This is a genomic window from Desulfoplanes formicivorans (genome assembly GCF_001748225.1).
Classification (GTDB): domain Bacteria; phylum Desulfobacterota; class Desulfovibrionia; order Desulfovibrionales; family Desulfomicrobiaceae; genus Desulfoplanes; species Desulfoplanes formicivorans.
This window is the reverse complement of record NZ_BDFE01000015.1, coordinates 584,959-610,562: the sequence shown is the minus strand read 5'-3', so window position 1 is coordinate 610,562 and position 25,604 is coordinate 584,959. Positions and strand designations below refer to the sequence as shown.

Below are 25,604 nucleotides of genomic sequence, written 5' to 3'. Positions count from 1 at the left end.
CATCTCGCCCCCAAGCACTCACAATGCAGGGCCCTGGGACAGAATGGGCGAAACCATGTTGCCAGGGCCGCAACCATCAATCCCGAACCGTTTTTCTTGACATCTCTGCCGAGAATGGTTCTCTTCTCAATTCCGTTTGTCCCGAGAGGACACGATGGGCAGCATAGCCTGCAAAACCTCTTATTTCTTCACTGGAGGAAGGTGAAGCCATGAAAAGACTTCTTGTGATCCTGATGCTTTTTGGAATGTTTGGAATGGGATGTGCCGGCATGGGGGGAAGTGACAAGACCGCCACGCAAAATCCTGCAACCCCCACCCAGTCCCAGCAGGTCAACCCGGAGGATGTCGATTCCTATTATGATTTTGATGATGTTCTTGTGCCCCGGGAAATGGAGATCGACAGCAAAAAATCCCTGGTCTTTGAAAGCCCCAACCTCAAGGCTGGCATGATGTCCTTTGAAGGACGCGTTGATGCGGTTTCCCTGTTCGATTTCTTTGTCAACTCCATGCCCAAGGACGGCTGGCAAACGACCAGTTCCTTCAAGTACGGGCGGTATATCATCGGTTTTGAAAAGCCCAACAAGGATTGCATCATCTCCATCACCGACGGGTCCTTCAAGACCGGCCTGCAGATCTGGGTCAACGAACGCAAACCCTCCAGTGCCTCAACGAGCGTGGAACGCAACCTGAGCGAATAACCATGATCCCTCTGCGTCTCCCTGTTTTTGCCGGAAAAAGGGTTCACCTCGGCGTGACCGGCAGCATTGCCGCGTACAAGGGGCTGGACCTGCTTCGGCTGTTCGTGAAAACCGGCCTGACGGCCGGGGCGACCCTGACCCATGCGGCCTCCAGATTTGTAACTGATCTTTCCTTTGCATCTCTGGGGGCCGATCCGGTTTATGGTGACCTGTTCCAGGACCGGCTGGCCCCCTACGGACACCTCGAACCGGGCCAGGTGGCCCAGGCCATGGTCATCGCCCCGGCAACGGCCAGCATGCTGGCCAAACTGGCCCATGGCCTGGCCGACGACATGCTGTCCACCCAGGCTCTGGCCTTTGACGGCCCCCTGATCATTGCCCCGTGCATGAACCCGAGGATGTGGCGCAATCCGGCCACAAGGGCCAATTGGGAAACCCTGCTGTCCCGCGGCATCATCGGAGTTCCTCCCTGCTCGGGAGACGTGGCCTGCGGTGATTCGGGCCAGGGACGACTGGCCGAAACCGCAGATATCTATCTGGCAACATTGAAGGCCCTGGCTCCCCACGATCTGACCGGACAAAAAATCCTGATCACCCTGGGGCCGACACGGGAACATTTCGACAAGGTCAGATTCTGGTCCAACCCCTCTTCCGGCAAGATGGGCTGGTCCCTGGCCATGGCCGCATGGCTGCGCCATGCCCGGGTTACCGTGGTCCATGGCCCGGTCAATCTGACCTTTCCACCGGGCGTGGACACCATCGGGGTGAACACGGCCAGGGAGATGTTTGACGCATGCATGGACCTGTGGCCGGATATGGACATGGGCTGCTGCACCGCGGCGGTGGCGGATTTTTCCCCTGTTCCCCATGGACGGGGCAAACTCAAAAAAGACGAATGCCCGGAAGGCTTGTGCGTCACCTTTACCCGCAATCCGGATATTCTGAAAACCATGGGCGAGCACAAACGACCCGACCAACGGCTGATCGGATTTGCAGCCGAGGCCGAGGTCGACCTTCAGACCACGGCCAAAGCCAAGCTCACGGCCAAAAACCTGGATCTGATCGCTGCCAACCGCATCGACTCGGATGAAACAGGATTTGCCCGGTGGAACAATTCCGTGCTTTTGCTGGACAGCCAGGGCCAATCCGAACACATGCTCAACCGGCCCAAAATCGACATTGCCTGGAGGATCTGGGATTGGATGTAAGCGGGATCGACCTGTCCCTGACCATGCATCTGTGGCATGCAAGCGGCCTGCGCGCCATCCTGACCGATCCCCAAACGGTCAAGCGGGCCATGGAGTCATCCCCCGCGCCCCTGCCGCGTGCCAATCCACCCCAACCCACGCGGAAGTCACAGCCCGGGGCGGTGACGCCCACACCTACCGCACCCCGCAAGAAGACCTCTGCCCCTCTCGCCAACAAAAGCGCCCACGGCTCGGCCTCCACATCCAGGCCCGGGTCGTCCAGACCGGTCCCTTCATCCAGGACTCCCCAGCTTCCCCCAGAGTTGCGCGCCTATTTTTCCCGGTTGCCCGTTCCGGCCTTTTCCCTGTGGACCTATTGGGATCTGCCCGTGGACCTCGGCCCGACCCCCAACAAGGCCCGACAGACCTTGATCAAGAACATGCTGCATGCGTTACACTGGCCGGCCCGGTCATCGGTTTTCTGGCCCCTGTCCCGGCTGCAGGGGGATACGGTTGTGGCGGATCTTGATCTTTTCACCTTTGGCGTCCAGGCCGTCACGCCGGTTTACGTATTCTGCTTTGGCGAGCAGGCATGCCGTGTCCTGGTGCCGGACAAGGATCCGGCCACCCTGCAGCGCTCCACGTCCCCATACACCCAGGCCCTGGTACAATGTTTCCCCAGCCTGAACGCCATGCTTCCGGACAATCGCGAGCTCAAGACCATTGCCTGGAAAATCCTCAAGGGCTATGCTCCCATGCCCATGTAGTCTTTTTTCACGCCTTGTCCTTGCCCTCTTTTGCGGAGCAGGGTACACTTGTTCCTCATACGAGTACGATCACTTCTGTCCCACCGGCCTCGCATCCGCTTTTGAGGAGGTTTTGCCATGGTCTGTCAGCCTTTCAAACTGGTGCTGCTTGTCTACCTGCTCGCACCGTTCTGGTGCCCCGGATCATTGTCGGCCGCTCCCCTTCCTGCTGTGTCCTGCCTCTATCTCCAACTTGAAACGCCCCTTGGTCCCGCCCAGGAAGAACTGCTTGCAAATTGCCTGAGCCAGAGCCAAACCATGGCGGCGGATCTTGTCCTGATCCGGCTGGACACCCCCGGAGGACTGGGCACGTCCATGCGGTCCATGGTCACATCCATCCTCAACGCGCCCGTTCCCGTTGCCATATGGGTCGGGCCCGCAGGAGCCAGGGCCGCATCGGCCGGAGTCTTTCTGGTGGCGGCTTCGGACTACGCCGCCATGGCACCGCAAACCTCCATCGGGGCGGCATCACCCGTGGGCATGAGCGGCAAGGAGATGCCCGAGACCATGGCCAGAAAGATTCAAAACGACATCATCAGTCTGCTGCGTGGCGTGGTCACGGCCAGGAACCGGAACATGGCCTGGTATGAGAAGGCGGTCACCGAGAGCGCAAGCATCACGGCCCACGAGGCCGTGCAACACCGGGTCGTGGAATTTCTGGCCCCGACCGTGGAAGATTTTCTGGATCAGCTGGGCTCCCGAGGAATCGAACAGGGCGAGGACACGCTCCTTTTTGACCACACCCAGGTCCGGATGACATCGTTTGAACCTGGCCTGAAGTACAAGCTCCTTGCCTGGCTGCTCAATCCGAGCATTGCCTATCTCCTGTTTCTCGGGGGCATTGCCGGACTCTTTTTTGAACTGTCCAATCCCGGTGCCATCTTTCCCGGGGTCTTCGGCACCCTGTGTCTGCTCCTTGGCATGTACGCCCTGTCCATTTTGCCCACTACCCCGGCCGGCGTGCTGCTCATCCTTTTGGGGTTGATCCTGTTTGTCATCGAGCTCAAGGTGGTCAGCTACGGGCTGCTGACCTTGGCCGGCATGGCCTCCCTGACCATTGGCTCCCTGATCCTCTTTGATTTCGAATACGGGCTGACAGCATTGCCCCTTCGCATTATCATCGCATCCATTGCCGGTATCGGGGCCCTGTTCGTGGCCGTTCTCCTGCTGGTGGCCAAGGCCCACACACGCCCCAAGGCCATGGGTCTTGCAGCCCTTGTGGGCCAATCAGGCGAGGTGCTCATCTGGGAAAAAAACCGCGGCCAGATCAAGGTACGGGGCGAACGATGGTCGGCCAGGACCAGCGTTCCCTATCCTCTTGTCCCGGGCGACAAGGTTCTGGTCACCCGGGCCGACGGACTCGTTCTGGACATTGATCCCGCATCACCACCCACCCAAACCGTATAACCATGACAAAAGGCCCGATTTCCGGCTTACATCCATCCAACGGAGGCACACCATGCTCACCCTTGCTCCGATCATTGCCATCATTGTCTTGTTCCTGTTTTCCGCCCTCAAGGTACTCAACGAGTACGAACGGGGCGTGATCTTCCGTCTCGGCCGGGTCATCAAGACCAAAGGCCCCGGCCTGATCATCCTCATTCCGGTGATCGACCGCATGATCCGCATGAGTCTGCGCATCATCACCCTGGATGTTCCCCACCAGGACGTGATCACCAAGGACAACGTGAGCATCAAGGTCAACGCGGTGGTCTATTATCGGGTGGTTGACCCCCAAAAAGCGGTCCTTGAGGTGGAGGATGTGCATTTCGCCACCTCCCAGCTGGCTCAGACAACCCTGCGCAGCGTGTGCGGTGCGGTCGAACTTGACGAGATTCTTGCCCATCGCGACAAGATCAACACCAAGATCCAGGTCATTCTGGACGAACAGACCGATGCCTGGGGGGTCAAGATTTCCACGGTTGAACTCAAACACATAGACCTGCCCCAGGAGATGCAACGGGCCATGGCCAAACAGGCCGAGGCCGAACGCGAACGGCGGGCCAAGGTCATCAATGCCGAAGGCGAATTCCAGGCGGCGGACAAGCTTGCCCAGGCAGCCGAGATCATCAGCGCCAAACCCCAGGCCCTGCAGCTCAGATATCTGCAGACCATGCGAGAGATGGCCGCTGAAAGCAAAGCAGCAACCATTCTGCCCATCCCCCTTGATCTGCTCAAGATGCTGCCCGAACTGATCCGAGAAGACCGGCCTAGGGGCCCCAGGGACGAACCCCGGGAATAATCCAAAGTGCTCTGCCCGCTGCATCCGCCTATTGATTGTTGCCCGTCTCGCTGTTATAGATTATGTTCTTTTTTGAACATGCAGCAGCAAGGTGAGTATGCTGGAAACGTTTTTCTTTCCGGGCGGGACCTGGAACTGGTTCGCCCTGTTCTGGTTTCTCCTTGGCGCCATGGGCACCCTGGTGGTTCTTTGCCTGGTTATCGCCCCGTTTTTCATCTGGAGGTACGCCCGACAAACAGCCAGCAATACCCACAACACCATGGTGTATGCCAAACACCTCCTGGAAATGACGCAGACGCGGCTTGCCGCCATCGAAGCCGTGCTCGCGTCCAGGACCAGCGACAAGGAGTCACACCACAATGAGTGAACAACAAATCATCAAATACGTTTTGGCCGGAGCCTGCAGCCTCATGGCCATTCTGGGTCTGTACAACCTCTTGTTCAGTGACAGTTCCTGGTTCATGAGCCTCCTGTTCATGACCCTGGCTGGAGGCTTGTACCTGTGGACCAAAAACATTCTCGACCGGGATCAATGATCTTTAAAATAAATTTGCCATGATCCGCAAAAAAATGCTTGCCAACCACCCGGGGTTTCTATAAACACCGTTCCTGTCGTTCGCGGTGCCGAGGTAGCTCAGTCGGTAGAGCAGGGGACTGAAAATCCCCGTGTCGGCAGTTCGATTCTGTCCCTCGGCACCAGTTAATGACAAATAAAGGACTTAAGCTTGCATGTTTAAGTCCTTATCTTTTTTGGATCCCCTCACTTCATGCTTTTTTTGCGCAACGAGGATTCGCCCCTTCTTACGGGACCTTGATCGCAAACAGGCTTCCCCGAATCCTCCCACCACACCCCTTCCAAGCCAGCGAGGTGCATGCATGCTAACGTCCAAACCTCTCTCCTTTCAGGCCAAGCTCTCTTCCGCCTTTGCCCTGCTGATCGCCGTTATCGTTATGGTCATGGGCCTTGTGACCTTCATTCAGGTCAAGACGTCCCTCACCTCCTTGGCCCAGGCCGATCTGGCCAACAATTCTGCCACGGTCAAGGATATCCTGACCATGCAACACGAAATCATTACCAATTCGTTAAAGTCCGACCTGACCTTTTTTGAGAAGGCCATCAGTGACATGGGCTACCTTACCGTGGATGCAAAGGCCTCCTCAACCATGACCATCACCAATCAGCTAACCAACGAACAGGAAAAGGTGACCATCCCCCCCATGCGCCTTTCCGTAATTAATTTGCACTATGACACCGAGCTGGTTGACAAAATTAAAGAATCCACCGGTGCTGTCGCCACCATTTTTCAGGTCCTGCCGGGAAAATTGCTGCGGGTCTCCACCAGTGTCACGACTGCCCAGGGAAAACGGGCCAGCGGAACCTATATTCCTTCATCAAGTCCGGTTTACCAAACAGTCATGCAGGGCAAAACCTTTCTGGGCAAGGCCTTTGTTGTTGATGACTGGTATCTGACCGCCTACAAACCCATCCTTGATTTTGAAGACAATATTGTGGCGGTCCTCTTTGTGGGGAAAAAACTCCTTTCTCCCACCATGCGAAACGCGTTGAACCACCTCAAGGTGGGTGATGGCAAATTGGTGGCCTTTGATTCCCAAAACACCATTATTTATCATCCTGATCCCCAATTCCAGGGCAAGCCTCTGGACTCCCTGGCCCTGGGCAAGGCCATCAAAAAAACCTCCACCAAAGCCGTCACCTTTACCCGAAACGGCATCCGCCAACTGGCCAGCCTGGATTATTTTGCCCCATGGGACTGGCACATAGCCTCCTTTGCCAGTGAAAAATCACTGCTTTTGGGCATGGATCAGCACATCTTCACGAGCTCCTTGATTACGGGCATTGTGGCCGTTTTAAGCGGGGTGCTCATTTTATGGTTCGTGACCAAGGTCATGTTGCGTCCCCTGGATCGGTTGGCCAAGTACTCCCAGGAGGTTGCTTCGGGTAATTTCCAGGCATCCATTTCCTACGGGGCCAAGGATGCCATCGGGCTGACCATTGAAGGAGTCAAATCCATGGTTGGGCAGATCAAGAATCGTCTCGGATTCGCCCAAGGAGTTCTTCATGGCCTGCATTTTCCCTGCGCGGTTGTGGACAAAGACAACCGGCTGACCTTTGTCAATCAACAGATGCTCGATCTTTTGGGTGTTACCGAATCACCACAGGAATTGCTGGGACGCCCCAGCGGCGAACTGGTCCACGGGGACAGCCACAAGGCAACCCTTGCCTCAGAGGCCTTGCAAAAAAATACAACCCTGGAACAAGAAAAATCCCATACCCGACAAGATGGCAAACCCTTGACCGTCTCCATCACGGCTGCTCCCATCAGAGATCTGGATGATCAGCTCATTGGTGCGGTCTCCACCTGGTTTGACCTCACGGAAATAAGGGCTCAGCAAAGTATCATCGAGGCCCAGAACAACGCCATCAGCGAAGTTGCCCACGAAGCACACACCTTGACCGAACAGCTTGCAAGTTCCGTGACCCAGCTCTCGGCCCAGATCGACCAAGTCACCAAGGGTGCGAAAACCCAACAAAAGAGGACAGACAGCACGGCAACGGCCATGGAAGAGATGAACGCCTCGGTCATGGAGGTAGCTCGCAATGCATCTGACGCCGCCTTAGCAGCAGAAAAAAGCATGGAGCAATCCCGCCAGGGTGAGCGCGACGTTCTCGAATCAGCGGCCCAAATGGAGTCCATTCGCGACCAGATCCTGCATCTCAACAACTCAATGACATCTCTTGGAAAGGATGCCCGAGCCATCGGACAGATTATCGAAGTTATCAACGATATTGCCGACCAAACCAACCTTTTGGCCCTCAATGCGGCCATTGAGGCCGCACGGGCGGGCGAAGCAGGTCGTGGCTTTGCCGTGGTGGCCGATGAAGTGCGTAAACTGGCAGAAAAAACCATGCAGGCCACCAAGGATGTCGGCACATCCATCAATGCCATCCGCGGCGGCGTACAAACCAATGTTGATGCCACCCAGCAAGCAGTCGCCGCCATTGAACAAAGTGTAGCCACAGCCAAGCGCACGGGCCTTTCAATTAAGGAAGTAGTCTCTATTATTGAAAAAACATCCGAACAGGTCCATAGCATTGCCACGGCAGCTGAAGAGCAGTCTGCAGCAAGTGAAGAAGTCGCCCAAAGCACCAACGATATCAGCCAAATCGCTGACGAAACTGCCCGAAGCATGGAAGAAGCCGACCAGGCCGTTGCAGGACTGGCCCAAATGGCGACCACCCTGGAAGCAACCATTGCCCGGCTCAAAACCAGCTAAGACGCAAGGAAGTTGATAATCCTTCCAACAACAAAAAGGCTTGCTTCAGAGGTGAAGCAAGCCTTTTTGTCATGAACAAGCGGTTGATCAAGCGAACTAGCGAATTACACGTTGTTGCTTCTCGGCCTTACACTCCTTCCAGTTGAAACCGGCCCTCAGCATACACAAGGACCTCACTTCCATCGCCAAGATGGGCGATGACCTTCTTGTCTTCGGTATTGACCAGATCCCAGTGCAGGGCCGAATCATTGAACCCGAGGTCCTGCTTCAACCGCTTATCCAACTTGGCAACATCGCCAGCATAGGTATCCGCATAGGACGCGCCCACGGCCACGTGGCAATTACCGTGCTCACCGCCAAAATTCTCATCAAACAGGGTGTTGGCCATGAAATGGTCGATACGAGAAAACCGGATGTCCGTGAGGGAAAATTCCCCGAGACGTCGGGCCCCTTCGTCCATATGCAGCTGATTACGGACAAAATCCTCCCCTTGCTCGGCACTGATCCCCACGACTTCACCATCCTTGAACTCCAACTGAACGCCCTTGACCAGATTGCCGCTTCGAAACGAGGGCTGATCCGCATAATAGATCCCGTTGGTCCCCCGCCAGTCAGGAGAAAGAAAGAGCTCAAAGCTGGGGATGTTGTGCCCGGAAACCCCTATCCATTGACGATCCTTGCCAGGCGTTACCCGCAGGTCAACATGTCTGGAGAGCACATGATAATACTCCACGTCCATGCTGTTCAGCCACTGCTTGACCTTTTCCGCCTTGGTAAAAATGCTTTCCCACTGATCAACGGGACGGGCATCATCCAGATATACTGCCTTGACAATCTGATCAGCATAGGTCCGGGCATCAAGACCGGCATGTTCTGCCAGTGCCGGTGTGGGCATAAGACAAAGGGTCCATCCAAACGCGCCCCTGGCTTCACGTTCATCCAGGATATCGCGCAGATATTTTCTGGTTACGGCGGACCTAGCGATCTTGCCTGGATCGATATCCTTGAGATGCGTGAGCGAGGCAGGCGAAATAATAGAGATCAACCCGTTTAGGCTTTCGTAGAGTTCCCTGTCTCCCGGGGTCTTGAAGGTGAGCTGAAAGTCCTCGGCATTGGCAAAGAAACTCTGCTCGCATCCGGGATCGGCATTAACGCGCACCACCGGATGGCAGCCCATGGCCAGAACCTCTTCAATGACATACCGCGTCAGGGGCAATCCGCTGATGTCGCTGCGAACCAGAATGACGTCCCCTTGGGCATAAGCCCCCATTCTGGCCTTGGTAAGGCCCCAGGTCAGTACCTGGGCATATTTACGCAATTGGTCGTTAGTGAACATGACGAGCATTTCCCATGGTTGAGGTTGGTGCATGCCGTCATGTACCCCGAGCCATCACGGGGATCAACCTTGCCGATACACCACCCGCGACAGGACACCACCTCCCGGACTGTTCCGAATCCCCTCTGGCACATCCTCAGATGCTCCATCCCTTCAAACCTTGCCCACGCATCACTCGGAGACAGCCTCCGGATCAGGGCCTGAAGGCCCGTCATGCCCGAGCATGGCCCCGGTCCAGGCAAGGGCATGGGCACTGATGCGGGCCACGGTTGCAGCGTCCACACCGGCCTGTTGCAAAAGCTGATCGCATTCCTCCCATCTGGCGTGCTCCAGGGCGTGCAGAAAATGCACCCATACACACCCGCTTCCAAAGGGATCAAGAATCGCCTGCTTGAGTTTGTCTTCCAGGGTAACCCGCTCAAGGAGTTCGGGCATGGGCTGCCTGAGCATGACATCCAGAAAGGAAAAAAGGCCCATGATGAACATGGCGTCCGGGGGCAGGATGGTTGGCTGCACCTCGGCCATAAGTTCCAGAAAGCGGGCACGGTACACGGACAGCCAGATCAGTTCCTTGGCTGCGCAGGAACTGCCGAGATCGGCAAAAATGGTGACCCGCAGCCAGAGCAGGGCCTTGCGGCGCCCCAGAAGATTGAGTGCCCCCAGAATGGAGGAAATGACATTGGGAAAGCAGAAATGAGCGGAATTGATGAACTGGAGCAGCCGATAGCTCAAGCCCACGTCTCCCTTGATAATATCAGCCAGCTGATTCATTTCCCAGTCGTCCTGGCTCAAGGCCGCCAGAAGTTTTACCCGGGAAAGCTGACTGGAAGCGAGCTTGAACCCGGGGATGACCACGGGTCTGCTGAAAAAAAAGCCCTGAAAGAGCTCAAATCCCATCTTCTGGGTGGCAAAAAACATGTCCATGGTCTCGACCTTTTCTGCCAGCAAGGTGCAGGGAAGCACCTTGAGTCGCTGGACAAGATCCTCCAGGGAATCGCGGTCAATGGCCAGAACATCCACCTTGATGACGTCAGAAAGTCGGACCAGTGGCTGCAGATGCGGCTGACCCACAAAATCATCCAGGGAAATGATGTACCCGTTTTCCCTGAACATCCGAACCCGCTCCATCAGCTCATCGTCAACGCGGGTGTCCTCGAGAATTTCAATGACCGACGTTTCCGGAGGCAGGGCCAACGGCAGCTCTTCCAGAAGAAGATCCCGGGGAAAATTGATACACACCTTGATCCCGGGGGCGATTCCCGGCACAGCCAATTGATAGCCGTCGGCAATGACCTGATGGGTGGCCAGTTCCGACGACGGACATCGAGCCACATCAAGAGACTGACCATTCCGAAAAAGAAGCTCATATCCCCACAGTTCCCTGTTGCTTGTAAAAATGGGCTGTCTGGCCACAAAAATGGGTTCACAGGCGGCCGGGGCCTGCATATCTCCTGAGGGTTGGTGCATGACGGCTCATGGGGTTGTCGTGTTGAATGGAAATCAAACCATCAATTGTCGAACACTACATAAAGACACCCCATATCACTGTACCATGTTTTCTGCAACGCCTTTGTGTTTTTTCCTCTCAAACTCTTTTTTTTGTATGACACAGGCGCCAGCCACCACCTCCCTGTTCATCACGTCAAACCAAGCATGCCCACCAATAGGCTGATTTACATACCATCCAGGCACATCAATCAGCCAGAACGACCATATTGCGCTTGCACATCATTCCAGCAGGGAAAAAATGATAATGCCTTACAATGACCACGGACACATTCATTTCCGGACAAAGGCCCTGCTCATGCCGTACCGGATGGTTTGAGGTGCGGTGCGCAGAGCATGTTCAAGACCCGGAGTGATGGGGGTCATAGACGTGATCTCCCCGTCCGGCTCGGTAATGGTTACATAGATCAGGTCGCCCTTGCGAGGATAAAAATACAGATCCGGGCCGACCATGCCGTGACGTTTTTGGAAATCCGTTTCAATGGACCGACATATTCCCGTGAACACGGGCGGCGTCTCTTTTGTCACACCGTATGTCCGCCTGAAGGTGACCCGCTTGGTGGTAAAAAACTCTCCCGCGTCAAGAACATGCACGTGTTCGACCGTACAGATCGCCTTGATCCGTGCCTGCTCGGATCTGCTTACATAATATTGGGGAGACATGAGTCCCAACGCAGTGGTTGTTGCCCCGAAAATCAGTCCCAGGGCCCACATTGTAATCCATCGACTGTGCGTCATTCGTGTATACCCCTCCATAATACGGGCATTGCCCAAGAATCAGCGAGCCTCGTTTCCCCACATGCCCCAATCGTTCTGTGCGCACTGCATGAACACGTTGCACGGCGCCTGGCCGCCCCGCCACCTCATCCCGCCGGTCCATAAAGGCGACCCCGTTCTCATTTTTGCGCCCTTTCCACGGTGGCCGTGACGATCCCGGCGATGATCGTCCCTCCGGCCAGGACATGGATCCAGGTCATGGATTCTCCCAGAATCATCCAGGCCTCGATCCCGCTGAACAAGGGCAGCGCGTAGTACACGATCCCCGCCTTGACCGGACCGACTGCAGCCACCGCTTTTGTCCAGCAGACATAGGCCACAAGGGCCGGCCCAATGCCCACAAAACAAAGGGAGCCGAGAACCGCGGGACCGGGCATGGCCAGTGGATGGTGCATCCACTCCCATGCAGCCCAGGGGACCAGCATGACCAGACCGAGGAGGAAGGTTGCCGTCAGGTAGACAGTGGGCTCGATATCGCGCGGTTTTCGACGGAGCAGGATGGAATAGACCGCAAACACGGCAGTGGCCGCAAGCATGAGCACATCCCCGGGGTTGAAGGTCAACCGGGCAAGAACCCTGAGATGGCCCGAAGTCGTCAGGATGACAACCCCGAGCACGGCCAGAAACACCCCCAGGAGCCGCTGGGGCGTGATGGGATCATGCATCCATATCCGGGCCAGAATGATGATGAATACCGGTGAGAATACCGCGATCAGGGAAAGATTCATGGCCGTGGTATGCTGGCCGGCAATGTAGATCAGAGTGTTGAACAGGGTAATGCCCAAAAAGGCGCTGCCCACAAGGTGAGGCATGTTTGCCCACACCTCGGCCCTTTGCCTGATGAGCGCAGGCAGGCCAAAGGGAAGCAGTACCACCGAGGCAATGAGCCAACGGAAAAAAGCAATGGAAACAGGAGGAAAGGCATCGGCCAGTCCCCGGGCAACAATGAAGTTGCCGGACCAGATCACGGTTGCGGCCAAGGCAAAACCATAACCCAACACGACACGGGAAGATGAAAACGCAAAACCGGACATGAAACTCCTTGGGTGGCGGATACGCCAGGAGGAAAAACGCACCCTCATCCTAGCTTAATGTAAAAGAGGAGGCTATGAATCCCCTGCCCCCTCTTGTCAACGATTCCTGTTCATCCAGAAAGTCGCAGACCGGCATATCCTCCCTGAGCAGCACGGCCTGCCATGTCCCGGACGCAACGCAAAAGGCCGACCTCAAGGGCCGGCCTTTTGCGTTGCCAGGGTGGCAGACAGATATTATTCAGCGGCCTTTCTTGCCTCATCAAGCCAGCTGTTCCAGGTGGTTCTGTTCTTGGCAATCCATTGGTCCACATGCCGGGCAATATCCCTGGCAGATTTTTCTCCCTCGTTCATGCGGGTATTCTGTTCGTTGATATCCGCCAAAGACAGGGTGAACACCTCGAAGAATTTCTTGATGGCCGGATTGGCCTCCACAAAGCGCTTGTTGGCCACAATGCGAATATCCGCCACAATGAATCCCAGTTTGACGGGATCGGTGACCGCGCCCTCAACACCGGAGACAGTGAGCTTTTCCACGGAATTCTTCTGATTTTCCGTTGGGTTGATTTCAGGCACATTGATCCAGACAACGTCCTTGCCGGGTTTGAACTTGAACACGGTCCAGTTGGGGGCCCATGTATAGAAAAAAGCGGGGCCGCCACTCTTGTACTGACCAAGGGCCGAGGCCATGCCCGCTTCATAGGAGGCCTTGATGGGCTTGATGTCGTTTTTGAGCCCGTACACCTTGAGATGGTGATCAATGGTCTTTTCACATCCCCAACCCGGAGGGCAGGCGGTCAGTTCCGCCTTGCCGTCTCCGTCCCTGTCAAAGGCCTTTTTGACCTCGGGCCGCTTGAAATCGGCAAGCGAGGTAATGCCGAACTTGTCGGCCTCGCGTTTGGAGACAAGATACCCCTGCAACCCGCCCGACTTGACCACATAGCCGTACAGATCGGCCTTTTCAAAAAAATTCTTGGGCATCTGGCTGTAATGGATGGGAAACCACCCGTTGGTCCAGTAATCCACATCCCCGAGGTAGACGGATTTGTAGAAAAGGGGATTTTGCAAATCCCGGGGACGCTTGACCTTGTAACCAAGCTCTTCCAGTCCCCTGCGGACCAGGGCTTCCTGAAAGAAGCCGGTATTCCAAGTAGCCCGGGCTGGCTGGACAGTCACTCCCTTGCCGGGTTGCATGTTCAAAGCATGGACGGATGGTGCCGCCAACAGCAGAATCGCCAGAGACAGAAATATCTTTCGCATATTCATGTTCGTCTCCTCTATGGTTGATGGTTCGTGTCAACTTATTGCTGGGCCATGGACTGGGTGATCCGGTCGAGAAGAATGGCCAGAAGCACAATGGCCAGACCACCCACAACAGCGCGCCCGATGTCCAGGGTGTTGAGACCGAGGACCACGGGTGATCCCAGTCCGCCAGCCCCGATAAGGGCGGCAATGACCACCATGGAAAGGGCCATCATGATGGTCTGGTTGAGTCCTGCCAGAATGGTGGGCATGGCCAGGGGAATCTGCACCTTGCGCAGCACCTGCCACTTGGTGGCGCCAAAAGCCTGGGACGCCTCCACCAGTTCAGGATGGACCTGGCGGATCCCCAGACTGGTCAGCCGGATGATGGGCGGCAGGGCAAAAATGATTGTTGCCAGCACACCCGCCACGTTGCCCACGGAAAAGAGCATGACAATGGGCACCAGATACACAAAGGCCGGGGTGGTCTGCATGGCGTCCAGAACGGGACGAATACCTGCCTCGAACCTGTCCGAGCGACCGGCCAGGATCCCCAGAGGCATACCCAAGAGGGTACACAGAATCACCGAGGCCAAAACCATGGCCAGGGTGGTCATAGAATCTTCCCACAATCCGAGCAGGCCGATAAAGACCATGGAGACCACGGCAAAAAGGGCCAGCCTGATGCCGGAAAATTTCCATGCGGCCAGGGCGAGCACCGCAATGACGATCAGGGGATGCAGCGCATTGAGACCACCATCCAGATGGTTGAGCAGATACTCCACGGGTACTTTCATGGCCTGGAAGATATCCCGATAGTCGTTCACGAGCATGTCCACAAAACGGGACACCCACATATCCAAGGGAATTACACTTTCTTCAAACATATATCATTTCCTCCTGCATGGCGTTCCTGCCGGTTGGCTTTCTGTTGAGAGTGGCTATGGAGACACAGGAACTCATGAGGATGCCTCCGGTTTCTGGTCGTGGCCATTGCGGGTCTTTTCCGTACGGTGCAGGGTGCGCAAAAAACGGGTTCTTGAAACCACGCCCTTGTACCGTCCCTGCTCGTCGACCACCGGGACGGGCCAGAGGTTTGAAGCCACAATGGGCAGGATATCCTGCATGGACATGGAGGTCTCCACGGAACGGGTACCCGGAATAAAGGCCTGATCCAGGGTCGTTGCTCCTGCTTCCAGGGCATCGTTGAGGGTGTCCGTGGAAACAATGCCCAAAAACCGCCGTTTGGCATCCAGAATATACCCATAATCCCGTTCACTGCCACTCAAAATTTCATGGGCGGTCCGGACACTGCCCTTTTTGGTCCGGATGATGGTGGGATAACTGTCCCTGTATATATCCCCGGCCGAAAGGACATTGGTGGGATCAACCCCTCTGAAAAAGGCCCGGACATAATCGTCGGCCGGATTCTGGAGGATCTCTTCGGGAATGCCCACCTGAATGATCTGCCCGCCTTCCATGATGGCGATGCGGTCGCCAATGCGCAGGGCCTCGTCCAGATCATGGGAGATGAACACAATGGTGCGCTGCTGTTCTTCCTGAAGACTGAGCAGTTCATCCTGCATCTCGGTTCGGTTCAGGGGATCCAGGGCAGAAAAGGCCTCGTCCATGAGCAGGATTTCCGGATCAACGGCCAGCCCCCTGGCCAATCCGACCCGCTGCTGCATTCCTCCGCTGAGCTGGGGGGGATAGGCATCTTCCCACCCGGCCAGACCAACCTGTTCCAGGGCCTGCATGGCCCGTTCATGCCGATGTGCCTTGTCCACTCCGGCAAGTTCCAAACCAAAAGCGGTATTTTCCAGTACGGTCTGATGGGGCATGAGGGCAAAGGACTGAAAAACCATGCTCATGTTGCGAAGCCTGAAGGCAACCAGTTCCTTGGGGCTCATGGCCGTGATCTCCTGGTCGTCCACAAAAACCTTGCCGGAGGTTGGTTCGATGAGCCGGTTGAGCATGCGCACCAATGTGGACTTGCCCGATCCGGACAGCCCCATGATGACAAAGATTTCTCCGGCCTTGATGGAAAAACTGGCGTTGTCCACTCCAACGGTCATTCCTGTTTTTTCAAGCACGGCGTTCTTGTCCAATCCCTGGGACAAAAGCTTCATGCCCTTGGCCGGATTGGGGCCGAATATCTTGTAAAGATTTTCTACACGTATTTTGTCCATCCTGTTCTCCTTTTCAAAAGCCTTCCTCCCGCTCCGTATCAATGCCGTCAGAATCCTTTCCTGACGAGCAGCCCGCATGGGCGTCCCGGGGCATGGATTCCCGATCCCCGTAAGGCCACATGGCCCCCTGGGGGGCCTCCATCATTTCGACCAGATGCTGCAGCATGGTATCAAACTGTTCCTGCTTGTCAGAGGAAAGTGAGGCCAGGCTCTGGGCAAACCGTTCCTGCAGGGGCCAGGGCATCTCTTCATTGAGTTTGATCCCGGCCTCGGTCAGGGAAACAAAAACCTGCCGGCGATCAAGGGTGCTTCGCTGCCGCATGATAAGTCCCTTGCGCTCCAGGCGATCCAGAATACCTGTGACCGTTGCCTGACTCAGATACACCTGTTTGGCCAGATTCCCGGTGGTCACCTGACCATCCTGGCTGGCCAGCTGGCGCAGGCAGACCAGCTGGGGGATGGTCATCTGATATTTTTTGCCAAGCTGCTTGTTATGCTGGTCTATGGATCGGATGATCCTGCGCAATGACTGAAGAATACTTGCTGCGTATTGATTTGCCATGGGGGTGATTCGCTCCTTGGACCAAGATAATTTGGGTGAAATAATTGGCGTCAAATATTTTGAACGCAAAATGTTTATATACGAAAAATCGCCTGAGTCAAATGACCCTGCCCCAAAAAACTTCAGGTCCACACCACGCATGGCAACAGCAAACCTGACTGACGGTTGATCCCAAACAAAATCCCCTTGCCGCACGCAACGACAAGGGGATCATTTGCTGAAAAAAAGAAACCTGTTACAGGCTTTTGGCCAACTGACCTCCGGCCTCATGGGCCCTGTCCAGAATGTCCTGGTGACCACCAATGGCTCCCCGGTCAAAAAGTCCGAGCACAGGCATCTCGGCCACGATTTCATAGCCCAGGGCTTCCAGGGGCAGACGCATGGCCTCCAGGGCAATCCCCAGGTCTTGCGGATGTTCCTGCTCGCCAATGGCCGCGATCACAGCCTTTCTTCCCTGGCCAGCCAACCGGCTGGACCAGCCACGGGGACGGGTGTCCTCGAACTGGTAAAAACAGTACAACCGATCAATAAAGGCCTTCATCCAGGCGGTAATATTGTAGTTGTTCACCGGAGAAACCAGAACCAGCCCCCTGGCCTTCTGCAGCCGGAGATAGATCAAGGTCATGGCGTCCTGAAACCGGGTGCAGATCTTGTCCTTGCGACAACGTTCGCACCCCACGCAGGGCTCGTACCGGCAATCGCGAAGATGCACATCAACACAGGTCTGTCCCCCTTGCCGGGCTCCGGCCAGAATGGCGGCAAGCATCTTTTCGGAATTGCCTTTTGTCCGGGGGCTTCCTTCCACACCAAGAATCATGATAACCTCCAGGGTTTCATGGCTATGCACCCACGTTGAGCATCAGCAAGGGAGCTGGTCGGGATCTTCATATCCATCCTCGGGAGGAAAAAGACCTTCCCCGCCCAGCTGGCGCTCGCAGGCCACGCCCCAGGCGCGCATGGCATGCAAAAGAGGAAGGATGGTCGTTCCCATCCCGGTCAGAGAATATTCCACACGAGGCGGTGACGTAGGGTACACGGTCCGCCGGACCATGCCATCGGACTCCAGCTCGCGCAGCTGACGGGTGAGCATTCTCTCGGTGATCTCGGGCATGGTCCGCCTGAGCTGACCGAAACGAAGGACCTTCCGAATACCCAGATGATACAGGATGATCGGCTTCCATTTTCCGCCAATGATGGACAGGGTCAACTCGAAATAGCACCGATACGAACGCTTGCCCAAGGTTTTGACCTTGCATGGGGCAATGCGATTGTCATTTGAAGAGGTCATGGTTCATCCACTATACTTTATGTCCGTACTTGTTCCCAAACGCGCCATGTGGCATGGAAAGAGAATCCATGAAACCATTAAGCACAAGGAGCGATCCATGTACGCAGTAGCCTTTAACGGAAGCCCGAGGAAAAAGGGAAATACCCGGCAGCTGCTGGACGGGGTTCTGGCCCCCCTGCACGCCAGGGGATGGGAGACAGAAGTGGTACAGGTGGGCGGCAAGCGCCTTGGCGGGTGCATTGCCTGCTACAAATGCGTCAAGAATAAGGACAAGCGCTGTGCGGTCAAGGATGACATGGTCAATGAGTGCATCCAGAAGATGCTACGGGCCGACGCCATCATCATGGGTTCCCCCACCTATTTTGCCGGCGTTGCCTCGGACATCAAGTCCCTCATCGACCGGGCCGGACTGGTGGCCCATGTCAATGGCGGACTGTTCGCCGGAAAGATCGGAGCGGCGGTTGTTGCTGTTCGCCGGGGCGGAGCCACCCACGTCTTTGACACCATCAATCACATGTACCAGATGTCGCGCATGATCGTGCCCGGTTCCACCTACTGGAACATGGGCTATGGCCTGGACAAGGGCGACGTGCAAAACGATACTGAAGGCCTGGCCAACATGAAAAATCTCGGTGAAATGATCCACTGGACGGCTTCGGCCCTGGCCCCGGTCATGGACAGTCTGCCCTGCCCGGAATGACCAACCCATAAAGATTCCTGGATGCCCCTTTCAGGCTGAAAACATCCACGGGCACACCACGCAATGGGATTGCAACTCGCAACCTTGAACCCGGGGCACCATGGACAGGTGTCCCGGGTTCATGATCATGAAGGCGTCCTGCCTGCATCCTTGGGGAAAACAGGCCACGTGGGCCCTTGTGTTTCCGGTTCAACATGCCTGCCGGACAGAACAATCAGCAACAAGGTACCGGAAAAATCGGCACAAACGACACGGGCTTCCCAATGCAAGCCGTGCTCATCTGATTTTCAGCAGAAACCCGAGCACGTCGTCCATCAGTCGATTGATGGTTTTATAGCACCCTGGCTCGGCCCGAAGGATTTCCTGCTCCATCTGCACATACCTGGCAGCAACCAGTTCATCCCGGCAATGGGCAACAAGGTCCCGGGCCGACTCAGGCGTGGTTTCAAGGTGACATTGCAAACCCATGATGGAGGTTCCCACCTGAAAGGCCTGGTTGAGACAGCCTTCACTGGATGCAAGACGCCTGGCCCCCGGGGGAAGATCAAAGGTTTCACCGTGCCAATGGAACACCGTGGTTGAAGGGGGAAAGGCAAAACAGCCGGGCTCAGGATCCTTTTGTCCCTGAAGGGGAAACCACCCTATCTCCTTGAACGAATGGGGATAGACACGGGCACCCAGGGCCGAGGCAATGAGCTGGGCACCCAGGCAGATGCCCAGGACCGGCTTGCCCGTTTTCATGAACTCGCGCACGCATTGTTTTTCCTGCACAAGCCAAGGGAAGCGATCCTCATCGTTCACGCTCATGGGCCCTCCCATGACAATGAGGGCATCCATCTCCTCCGGAAGGGGCGGGGTCTCTTTGGCAAAAAAACGGGTCCTGCTCACCTTGCAATCCCGGGCCTCAAGCCATGGGCCAATGCTCCCCAAACCTTCAAAAGGAACGTGCTGGAACCAGTGTACATGCATGAGTATTCTCTTAAGCGTGGTTATTGTGCGTAACGGGAAAAAACGATCTTCCGGACGCAATCCGGTGCGACCCCGTCAATAATCCTGGGGCAACCCGTCCAGCTGGGTCTTGGAAAAAACCGGTCCGTCCTTGCACACGTAATAAGGGCCCACATTGCACCGCCCGCAAATGCCGATGCCGCATTTCATGCGGTTTTCCAGACTCATGAAAATCTGGTCCCCGTTCCAGCCCATCTTGTCGAACACCGGCTGGGTGAACTTGATCATGATGGGAGGGCCGCAAATAAGGGCGATGGCATTGTCCGGTCTGGGCTCGGCCTGCTCGGCAATGGTGGGCACAAAACCCACCAATCCGTCCCACCCCTCGGCCTCCCGGTCGATGGTGATGTGACAGCGAACATCGTCGCGTTCCTGCCATTGTTTGAGCTCGTCCCGGTACAAGAGCATGCCCGGAGTTCTGGCTCCGTAGATAAAATCAATGGTCCCGTAATCCTTGCGATTGTCGGGATGCAGAAGCCAGTGCATGGTGGCCCGCAGGGTGGTTACGGCAAACCCCCCGGCAACAATGACGATATTCTTGCCCCTGTTTTCCTCAAGGGGATAGCTGTTGCCCAGGGGACCGCGAATGCCCATGATCTCGCCTTCGCCCATGTTGTGCAGCCGGGTGGTCACCTTGCCCGCCCGGTTCACCGTGAACAGCAGCTTGTTCCCTTCGGTGGGGCTTGAAGCAATACCAATGGGGATCTCGCCATATCCGGCAATGCTCAATTCAGCGAACTGACCGGGAAAATGACGAAAGGCCTGAGCATGCTCCTCATGGACGAACTCGAACCAGTAGGACCGCAATTGCCGGTCCTCGGTCTCTACAACGACCTTGTCGATACGAACGGGATAGGGAAGATAGGGATTGTGCATAAGAGTCCGAAAAGGATTTTAGATTACAAGCATGAAAATTGTCATGGTGCGCAAGACAATATAATGATTATGTTGATACAAAGTCCTACATGAAGGACATTTTGCGCAGTGCGCACTCCTGCGTTCTGCGCACTGCGTACTGTGCACTCCTGTATACTGCGCACTGCGTACTGTGCACTCTATTATTCTTTTGTTGACGCGGCCCACGCATCCATCAACCGAACAACCTCGCGCACATCGATATTCACCGGGCAAAGGCGGACGCACCGGCCACATCCCACGCAGCCAAGGGCTCCGTCACGGCGTACCGGGATATAGGAAAATTTGTGCATGAACCGTTGCCTGACCCGGTCCGTTTTGGTGGGCCTGGGATTATGACCGGAGGCGTGCTGGGTAAACAGCCAGCTCATGCAGCTGTCCCACACGCGGATGCGGCGTCCCTCGTCGCCCTGAACCTCGTCCTGAATGTCGAAACAATGGCAGGTGGGACAGCAGAAGGTGCATGCCCCGCAATTGAGGCAGGATGCAGCCACCTCATCCCAAAAAGGCGCATTGAACAGGGAGAGCACATTGGCCGTGGCCAGATGTTCTGTGGACCATTGTGGCTGCAGGGACGCCTCGGCCGTACCCTTGAGTTCCTCTGCCCGGGCCGCATCGTCCTCATTGGCAGGGTCCAGGTCACGGACCAGGGGTTCTCCCCTGTCGCTCACAACGTGGACCACCAGACGATCACCCAGATCAGTCATGAGGAGATCAAGCCCTTCCTGGTGGTGGGGTCCGCACTGCATGGAGGTACAAAAACAGGTGGAACAGGGATCATTGCAGGCCAGGCCGATGAGAATGGTCTTGACCCGCTTGTCCGCCCAGTACACGTCATGGGTCATGGCATCCTGGCAAAAAATCCGGTCAAGCAGGGCAAAGGCCCGGGCATCACAGGGACGGATGTTGAAGAGAACCTGCTCCCGGCCCATCCGGTCCACATCCTTGAGCATCCTTCCCCGGGCTGCGTGGCCTTCCTCTTCACCTGCAGGGGTAAAACGCATCATGCATTCGTCCTGGGGGAAAAAAAAGGATTTGGGCGAGAGATCCGTGTTCTGAAAATCAAACACCAGGTCATCCGCATTTTCCACCCGGGCCCAGACCAGGGCGTTATCCCGCATTACCGGGGCATGCACATCCCGGTCTTGTTGCAGGGTTTCCAGGAAGGTCGGGATCTGTGTTTTGGGAAGTATCTTGACTGTCATGGGCGCTATCGTCCTTGGAGAAGGCTGGGTTCAGCTGATGAAATCTTCGGGATCGTCCGGCTGGAAAACGGTCATGGGCGGCTTGGCATCCACATCCATGCCGGGCTCATACCCATAGAGATCCCGGATGTCCTTTTCAATCTTGCTGGTCAACCGGCGCATCTTGATCTGCATGGGACAGACCGACTCGCAGGCCCCGCAATCCGTGCACCGTCCTGCGCAGTGAAAGGCCCGCAAAAGATGAAAGGTGGCCACATCCGCGGATTCCAGGGTCTTGCCGCACCACTGGGGCGAGGCTTCATCCACGAAACAGACCTTGCAATAACACAGGGGACAGACATCCCGGCAGGCATAACAGCGGATGCACGAAGCAAAGGTTTGGGAAAACATGTCCCATTTTTTGGCCGCATCAAAGGATTCCCAGGGGGTGGCCACCTTGTCCAGGTTACCTCCTGCGGTCTCTTCCACCTTGTCGGCAGCCAGAATGTCCGCAATGACCGGGTTTCTGTGCATGCAGGTGGTGCAATTGTCCCGCTTGACAAAATTTCTGGGGATTTCCTGGGAAAAACCCGGTCCCTTGACCAGAATATTTTCCCCCTCTTCGTCCACGCTCTCAATCACTTTCCCCGGGAGCCTGGCCTGGATTTTCCGGTAATCCAGCATACCCAGGCAGGGAACACCAATGACCACGATGCGCTCCCGGTCCACCTGGCCCTCCTGAATCAAGCCCACGATGTTCCGGCTGACACACCCCTGGGCCACAATGGCGACCTTGTCCTTTCTGCCCATGAGATACTTGGCCAGATTCCCGGTACAAAAACCCGTCCAGCAAAGACGGTCCACGTCTTCCGGGCGGGAGATGAACACGGGTCGGGCGCGCAGGGGAATGGTTCCGGCCTCGTAACCGAGAACACAATCCACCGTACCCTTGGTGAGCAATTCACGGGCAGTCTCACGGATTTTCAATTCTCTTTCTCGCATCATCCCGCCGTCCTGATATCCTTGATGAGCCGGGTATTCGGCCCGAGCGCACGAACAGCCTCCACAACTTCCTGGGCGGTTTGCTGAAATTTGTTGGATTCTGCCGAGGAAATCCAGGAAAAGTGCACACGCCCGGGTTCAAGTCCGATGTATTCCAGAAGATTTTTGAAGACGGCGAACCGCCGCCTGGCGTAGAGGTTGCCACTGATATAGTGACACTCGCCCGGATGTCAGCCCGAAACCCAGACCCCGTCCACACCCCGACGAAAGGCCTGCAGGATATAGTCGGGTTTCATGCTCCCGGTGCAGGGAATGCGGATGATCCGGATATTGGCCGGATAGGCCATCCGACCGACCCCGGCCAGGTCGGCGGCCCCGTACGAACACCAATTGCACAAAAAAGCCGCAATGCGCGGTTCAAAAGTATGATCGCTCATAAGCCCTCTCTTTGCGAGTGGGAAATACCGTCAAATGACGTCAGCGTCCAGCTGGTCACCGACCAGACAGTTTTCTCATTATCAGGCAACCGTGTGGGCGCAAATGGAGTTTTCAGTCAACATGATGAATTAATTCACAACATCCCAAGCCCAATCAGCATGCAACAGAACTGAAATCATCACCCACAGAAACAGTACTATCTCCACCAGGGATCTCCCTGTTCTGATTGAATTTTCTGCCATTGTCCCCCTTGCAGGCAATGTTGCAACTCCGGTCAACGGTTCTTTGCAACAGGTGAACGGCAGGGAGACATGGCTTCACATACCCTTTCTGCACGTGTGTTGCAAACCAGTGGCCTGCTTTTTTCTTTGATAACCGCACGTATCCGGCAAGCGCGCCCCTTTTCAGCCCGTCATGGTGCAAAGGCACGTTGTACCAATCCATCGCCTACACCGAGTAAAACTTGGAGCTTAAAGCCTGATACCATGTCCTGCAGGCTGTGTATCTTTCACCTTTTCCACTTACGCAGCCAAGCAGCCGTTCACCTAAAATCAATGCGGATTTTGGTCGTTCACAAGCGATGAACTTGTTTTAGTCTGATCCGCACCAAAATATGGGACGGATCCTGCAAGCAATGTGACGTCTTGATGGCAATCAACCTGATCACGGGAGGATATCGATGCAGCACATGCGGGAGAAAACCGGTTTCTTTCTCGGCCCTATCTTGTTTTTTCTGGTTCTGCTTATGCCGGTACCCGAAGGCATGAAACCCGAAGCCCTCAAAGTCGCTGCGGTCACGGTTCTCATGGCTGTCTGGTGGATCACCGAAGCCATCCCCCTTCCAGCAACGTCGCTCATACCCATTGCCCTGTTTCCCATCCTCGGCATCATGAAGTCCAAAGCGGCAACAGCCCCTTATGCCAACCATTTGATCTACCTGTTCATGGGTGGTTTCTTCATCGCCGTGACCATGGAAAAATGGAATCTACACAAGCGCATTGCCATGCACATTGTCAATGTGGTGGGCACAAGTCCCGGCAGACTCATCCTCGGCTTCATGATTGCCACGGCCTTTTTGTCCATGTGGGTGAGCAATACGGCCACAGCTATGATGATGGTCCCCATTGGACTGGCCGTCATCAAGAAGGCCAATGAAGACGCAGACGCGCAACGCCAGAAGACCGGGGCGCCCCTGTCGGAAAACTTCGGCATCGCCCTGATGCTTGGCATTGCCTATTCCGCATCCATTGGCGGCGTGGCCACCATCATCGGCACCCCGCCCAACGTGGTCATGGTGGGCATGCTGGACAAAATGTATGGTCAGACCATCTCCTTTTTTGACTGGATGCTCTTTGGCGTCCCCCTGGCCGTGATCATGATCACCATTGCCTGGGTGTTGCTGACCAAGGTTCTTTTCTCCCTCAAGGGGGATGTTCTGGCCGGCGGCAAGGAATACATCCAGGCGGAACTTGCCCGGCTGGGCAAAACCACTCCTGAAGAAAAAAAGATCCTGATCATCGGAGCCTTTGTGTGCACCTTCTGGATCTGCCGGGGATTCATCCACCTGGATGCGCTCAAATACGTGCATGACGCAACCATCGGTATTCTGGGAGCGGGTCTGCTGTTCATCACTCCGACCAATTTTGCCAAACGCCAGTTTCTGCTGGACTGGGAAACAGCCGTCAAAATTCCCTGGGACATCATCCTGCTTTTTGGTGGCGGTCTGGCCCTGGCCAACGGGTTTTCCAAATCCGGCCTGGCCGTATGGCTGGCCACCCAGCTCACCGGACTTCAGGGAGCCAACATGACCCTCTTCATCGGCATTGTTGTCCTGATGGTCGTTTTCCTGACAGAAATCACCTCCAACACGGCAACAGCAACCCTGCTCGTCCCCATCATGGGCAGTGCAGCCGTGGCTCTGGGCATCCACCCCTATGGCCCCATCATTGCCGGTTGTGTTTCCGCTTCCTTTGCCTTCATGCTCCCGGTGGCGACTCCGCCCAACGCCGTTGTCTTTGGCAGCGGCTGCCTGAGTGTACCCCAGATGGCCAAGGCCGGTATCTGGCTGAACATCATCGGCTCATTGGTCATCACTGCAGCCATCATTTACGGCGTTCCCCTCATCTGGGGCGTTGATCTCTCCCAGCTGCCCGACTGGGCACTGACCGTGCAATAAGCTCCACGCTCGCCATATAA

At 55.9% G+C, this 25,604-nt stretch carries 25 protein-coding genes and 1 tRNA gene; 11 read left to right on the top strand and 15 right to left on the bottom strand.

The features are described 5' to 3' along the window. The first annotated feature begins 209 nt into the window (after positions 1–209). The 9 genes from DPF_RS07530 to DPF_RS07495 all read left to right on the top strand — a co-directional run bounded on the left by DPF_RS07530 (position 210) and on the right by DPF_RS07495 (position 8,230). Complete coding sequence (locus DPF_RS07530) at positions 210–698, top strand: hypothetical protein (protein WP_069858552.1); 489 nt, start codon at positions 210–212, stop codon at positions 696–698. A gap of 2 nt (positions 699–700) precedes the next feature. After that, complete coding sequence (coaBC, locus tag DPF_RS07525) at positions 701–1,906, top strand: bifunctional phosphopantothenoylcysteine decarboxylase/phosphopantothenate--cysteine ligase CoaBC (protein ID WP_069858550.1); 1,206 nt, start codon at positions 701–703, stop codon at positions 1,904–1,906. Further along, a complete protein-coding gene (locus DPF_RS07520; protein ID WP_069858548.1) occupies positions 1,897–2,652 on the top strand; it encodes a hypothetical protein in 756 nt (251 codons plus the stop codon). Before coaBC ends, DPF_RS07520 begins: the two co-directional genes overlap by 10 nt. A 117-nt stretch (positions 2,653–2,769) precedes the next feature. Next, the gene (locus DPF_RS07515) at positions 2,770–4,098 is read left to right on the top strand and encodes an NfeD family protein (RefSeq protein WP_083254544.1); all 1,329 of its coding nucleotides are present in this window, start codon (positions 2,770–2,772) and stop codon (positions 4,096–4,098) included. Between the two features lie 52 nt (positions 4,099–4,150). Next, positions 4,151–4,933 (top strand): slipin family protein, encoded by a 783-nt coding sequence (locus DPF_RS07510; RefSeq protein WP_069858546.1) that lies wholly within the window; start codon positions 4,151–4,153, stop codon positions 4,931–4,933. 97 nt (positions 4,934–5,030) lie between these two features. Further along, a complete protein-coding gene (locus tag DPF_RS07505; RefSeq protein WP_069858544.1) occupies positions 5,031–5,300 on the top strand; it encodes a hypothetical protein in 270 nt (89 codons plus the stop codon). Then, positions 5,293–5,469 (top strand): hypothetical protein, encoded by a 177-nt coding sequence (locus DPF_RS14045; protein WP_176724201.1) that lies wholly within the window; start codon positions 5,293–5,295, stop codon positions 5,467–5,469. Before DPF_RS07505 ends, DPF_RS14045 begins: the two co-directional genes overlap by 8 nt. Before the next feature lie 87 nt (positions 5,470–5,556). Next, a tRNA-Phe gene (locus DPF_RS07500) sits at positions 5,557–5,632 on the top strand. Between the two features lie 177 nt (positions 5,633–5,809). Continuing rightward, positions 5,810–8,230 carry a methyl-accepting chemotaxis protein gene (locus DPF_RS07495; RefSeq protein ID WP_069858542.1) on the top strand — a complete coding sequence of 807 codons (2,421 nt, stop codon included), beginning with the start codon at positions 5,810–5,812 and terminating at the stop codon, positions 8,228–8,230. Positions 8,231–8,357: 127 nt separating this feature from the next. Here the strand turns inward: DPF_RS07495 and DPF_RS07490 are convergent, their stop codons facing one another. The 10 genes from DPF_RS07490 to DPF_RS07445 all read right to left on the bottom strand — a co-directional run bounded on the left by DPF_RS07490 (position 8,358) and on the right by DPF_RS07445 (position 18,161). Next, on the bottom strand, positions 8,358–9,566 hold the full coding sequence (locus DPF_RS07490) for an aminopeptidase (protein WP_069858837.1): 1,209 nt from the start codon (positions 9,564–9,566) through the stop codon (positions 8,358–8,360). A 171-nt stretch (positions 9,567–9,737) separates the two neighbouring features. Continuing rightward, positions 9,738–11,033 carry an EAL and HDOD domain-containing protein gene (locus DPF_RS07485; RefSeq protein ID WP_083254542.1) on the bottom strand — a complete coding sequence of 432 codons (1,296 nt, stop codon included), beginning with the start codon at positions 11,031–11,033 and terminating at the stop codon, positions 9,738–9,740. A 312-nt stretch (positions 11,034–11,345) separates the two neighbouring features. Then, entirely contained in the window at positions 11,346–11,810 is a 465-nt protein-coding gene (locus DPF_RS07480; protein WP_141721085.1) for a hypothetical protein, read from the bottom strand. 158 nt (positions 11,811–11,968) lie between these two features. Beyond that, the gene (locus DPF_RS07475) at positions 11,969–12,883 is read right to left on the bottom strand and encodes a DMT family transporter (protein WP_069858536.1); all 915 of its coding nucleotides are present in this window, start codon (positions 12,881–12,883) and stop codon (positions 11,969–11,971) included. A 234-nt stretch (positions 12,884–13,117) separates the two neighbouring features. Continuing rightward, positions 13,118–14,146: a glycine betaine/L-proline ABC transporter substrate-binding protein ProX gene (gene proX, locus DPF_RS07470; RefSeq protein WP_069858534.1), complete on the bottom strand. Its 1,029-nt coding sequence runs from the start codon at positions 14,144–14,146 to the stop codon at positions 13,118–13,120. Positions 14,147–14,181: 35 nt separating this feature from the next. After that, positions 14,182–15,009, bottom strand: coding sequence for an ABC transporter permease (locus DPF_RS07465; protein WP_069858532.1), 828 nt, complete (start codon positions 15,007–15,009; stop codon positions 14,182–14,184). Positions 15,010–15,081: 72 nt separating this feature from the next. Next, positions 15,082–16,311, bottom strand: a complete 1,230-nt coding sequence (proV, locus tag DPF_RS07460; protein WP_069858530.1) for a glycine betaine/L-proline ABC transporter ATP-binding protein ProV — start codon at positions 16,309–16,311, stop codon at positions 15,082–15,084. Between the two features lie 13 nt (positions 16,312–16,324). Continuing rightward, positions 16,325–16,873 carry a MarR family winged helix-turn-helix transcriptional regulator gene (locus tag DPF_RS07455; protein WP_069858528.1) on the bottom strand — a complete coding sequence of 183 codons (549 nt, stop codon included), beginning with the start codon at positions 16,871–16,873 and terminating at the stop codon, positions 16,325–16,327. A 235-nt stretch (positions 16,874–17,108) separates the two neighbouring features. After that, on the bottom strand, positions 17,109–17,690 hold the full coding sequence (locus tag DPF_RS07450; protein ID WP_069858526.1) for a flavodoxin family protein: 582 nt from the start codon (positions 17,688–17,690) through the stop codon (positions 17,109–17,111). A gap of 42 nt (positions 17,691–17,732) precedes the next feature. Then, the gene (locus tag DPF_RS07445; RefSeq protein WP_069858524.1) at positions 17,733–18,161 is read right to left on the bottom strand and encodes a winged helix-turn-helix transcriptional regulator; all 429 of its coding nucleotides are present in this window, start codon (positions 18,159–18,161) and stop codon (positions 17,733–17,735) included. 97 nt (positions 18,162–18,258) lie between these two features. Here DPF_RS07445 and DPF_RS07440 point away from each other — a divergent pair, with 97 nt between their 5' ends. Then, complete coding sequence (locus DPF_RS07440) at positions 18,259–18,861, top strand: flavodoxin family protein (RefSeq protein ID WP_069858522.1); 603 nt, start codon at positions 18,259–18,261, stop codon at positions 18,859–18,861. 276 nt (positions 18,862–19,137) lie between these two features. Here the strand turns inward: DPF_RS07440 and DPF_RS07435 are convergent, their stop codons facing one another. The 5 genes from DPF_RS07435 to DPF_RS14285 form a co-directional block, all read right to left on the bottom strand. Further along, entirely contained in the window at positions 19,138–19,830 is a 693-nt protein-coding gene (locus DPF_RS07435; RefSeq protein ID WP_069858520.1) for a type 1 glutamine amidotransferase, read from the bottom strand. A gap of 75 nt (positions 19,831–19,905) precedes the next feature. After that, positions 19,906–20,745: an FAD/NAD(P)-binding protein gene (locus DPF_RS07430; RefSeq protein ID WP_069858518.1), complete on the bottom strand. Its 840-nt coding sequence runs from the start codon at positions 20,743–20,745 to the stop codon at positions 19,906–19,908. A 182-nt stretch (positions 20,746–20,927) separates the two neighbouring features. Next, entirely contained in the window at positions 20,928–21,989 is a 1,062-nt protein-coding gene (locus tag DPF_RS07425; RefSeq protein ID WP_069858516.1) for a 4Fe-4S dicluster domain-containing protein, read from the bottom strand. Between the two features lie 30 nt (positions 21,990–22,019). After that, positions 22,020–22,973 (bottom strand): 4Fe-4S dicluster domain-containing protein, encoded by a 954-nt coding sequence (locus DPF_RS07420; protein WP_218069968.1) that lies wholly within the window; start codon positions 22,971–22,973, stop codon positions 22,020–22,022. Beyond that, positions 22,970–23,407: a hydrogenase iron-sulfur subunit gene (locus DPF_RS14285; protein WP_176724200.1), complete on the bottom strand. Its 438-nt coding sequence runs from the start codon at positions 23,405–23,407 to the stop codon at positions 22,970–22,972. Before DPF_RS14285 ends, DPF_RS07420 begins: the two co-directional genes overlap by 4 nt. A gap of 689 nt (positions 23,408–24,096) precedes the next feature. On the opposite strand from DPF_RS14285, the gene DPF_RS07410 reads away from it, so the two are divergent. Continuing rightward, complete coding sequence (locus DPF_RS07410) at positions 24,097–25,584, top strand: SLC13 family permease (protein ID WP_088178321.1); 1,488 nt, start codon at positions 24,097–24,099, stop codon at positions 25,582–25,584. Positions 25,585–25,604 lie beyond the last annotated feature (20 nt).

Coding starts and splice junctions, on each gene's coding strand:
- DPF_RS07530 (WP_069858552.1), top strand. CDS start 210: ATGAAAAGACTTCTTGTGATCCTGATGCTTTTTGGAATGTTTGGAATG.
- coaBC (WP_069858550.1), top strand. CDS start 701: ATGATCCCTCTGCGTCTCCCTGTTTTTGCCGGAAAAAGGGTTCACCTC.
- DPF_RS07515 (WP_083254544.1), top strand. CDS start 2,770: ATGGTCTGTCAGCCTTTCAAACTGGTGCTGCTTGTCTACCTGCTCGCA.
- DPF_RS07510 (WP_069858546.1), top strand. CDS start 4,151: ATGCTCACCCTTGCTCCGATCATTGCCATCATTGTCTTGTTCCTGTTT.
- DPF_RS07505 (WP_069858544.1), top strand. CDS start 5,031: ATGCTGGAAACGTTTTTCTTTCCGGGCGGGACCTGGAACTGGTTCGCC.
- DPF_RS14045 (WP_176724201.1), top strand. CDS start 5,293: ATGAGTGAACAACAAATCATCAAATACGTTTTGGCCGGAGCCTGCAGC.
- DPF_RS07495 (WP_069858542.1), top strand. CDS start 5,810: ATGCTAACGTCCAAACCTCTCTCCTTTCAGGCCAAGCTCTCTTCCGCC.
- DPF_RS07490 (WP_069858837.1), bottom strand. CDS start 9,566: ATGTTCACTAACGACCAATTGCGTAAATATGCCCAGGTACTGACCTGG.
- DPF_RS07485 (WP_083254542.1), bottom strand. CDS start 11,033: ATGCACCAACCCTCAGGAGATATGCAGGCCCCGGCCGCCTGTGAACCC.
- DPF_RS07480 (WP_141721085.1), bottom strand. CDS start 11,810: ATGACGCACAGTCGATGGATTACAATGTGGGCCCTGGGACTGATTTTC.
- DPF_RS07475 (WP_069858536.1), bottom strand. CDS start 12,883: ATGTCCGGTTTTGCGTTTTCATCTTCCCGTGTCGTGTTGGGTTATGGT.
- proX (WP_069858534.1), bottom strand. CDS start 14,146: ATGAATATGCGAAAGATATTTCTGTCTCTGGCGATTCTGCTGTTGGCG.
- DPF_RS07465 (WP_069858532.1), bottom strand. CDS start 15,009: ATGTTTGAAGAAAGTGTAATTCCCTTGGATATGTGGGTGTCCCGTTTT.
- proV (WP_069858530.1), bottom strand. CDS start 16,311: ATGGACAAAATACGTGTAGAAAATCTTTACAAGATATTCGGCCCCAAT.
- DPF_RS07455 (WP_069858528.1), bottom strand. CDS start 16,873: ATGGCAAATCAATACGCAGCAAGTATTCTTCAGTCATTGCGCAGGATC.
- DPF_RS07450 (WP_069858526.1), bottom strand. CDS start 17,690: ATGATTCTTGGTGTGGAAGGAAGCCCCCGGACAAAAGGCAATTCCGAA.
- DPF_RS07445 (WP_069858524.1), bottom strand. CDS start 18,161: ATGACCTCTTCAAATGACAATCGCATTGCCCCATGCAAGGTCAAAACC.
- DPF_RS07440 (WP_069858522.1), top strand. CDS start 18,259: ATGTACGCAGTAGCCTTTAACGGAAGCCCGAGGAAAAAGGGAAATACC.
- DPF_RS07435 (WP_069858520.1), bottom strand. CDS start 19,830: ATGCATGTACACTGGTTCCAGCACGTTCCTTTTGAAGGTTTGGGGAGC.
- DPF_RS07430 (WP_069858518.1), bottom strand. CDS start 20,745: ATGCACAATCCCTATCTTCCCTATCCCGTTCGTATCGACAAGGTCGTT.
- DPF_RS07425 (WP_069858516.1), bottom strand. CDS start 21,989: ATGACAGTCAAGATACTTCCCAAAACACAGATCCCGACCTTCCTGGAA.
- DPF_RS07420 (WP_218069968.1), bottom strand. CDS start 22,973: ATGATGCGAGAAAGAGAATTGAAAATCCGTGAGACTGCCCGTGAATTG.
- DPF_RS07410 (WP_088178321.1), top strand. CDS start 24,097: ATGCGGGAGAAAACCGGTTTCTTTCTCGGCCCTATCTTGTTTTTTCTG.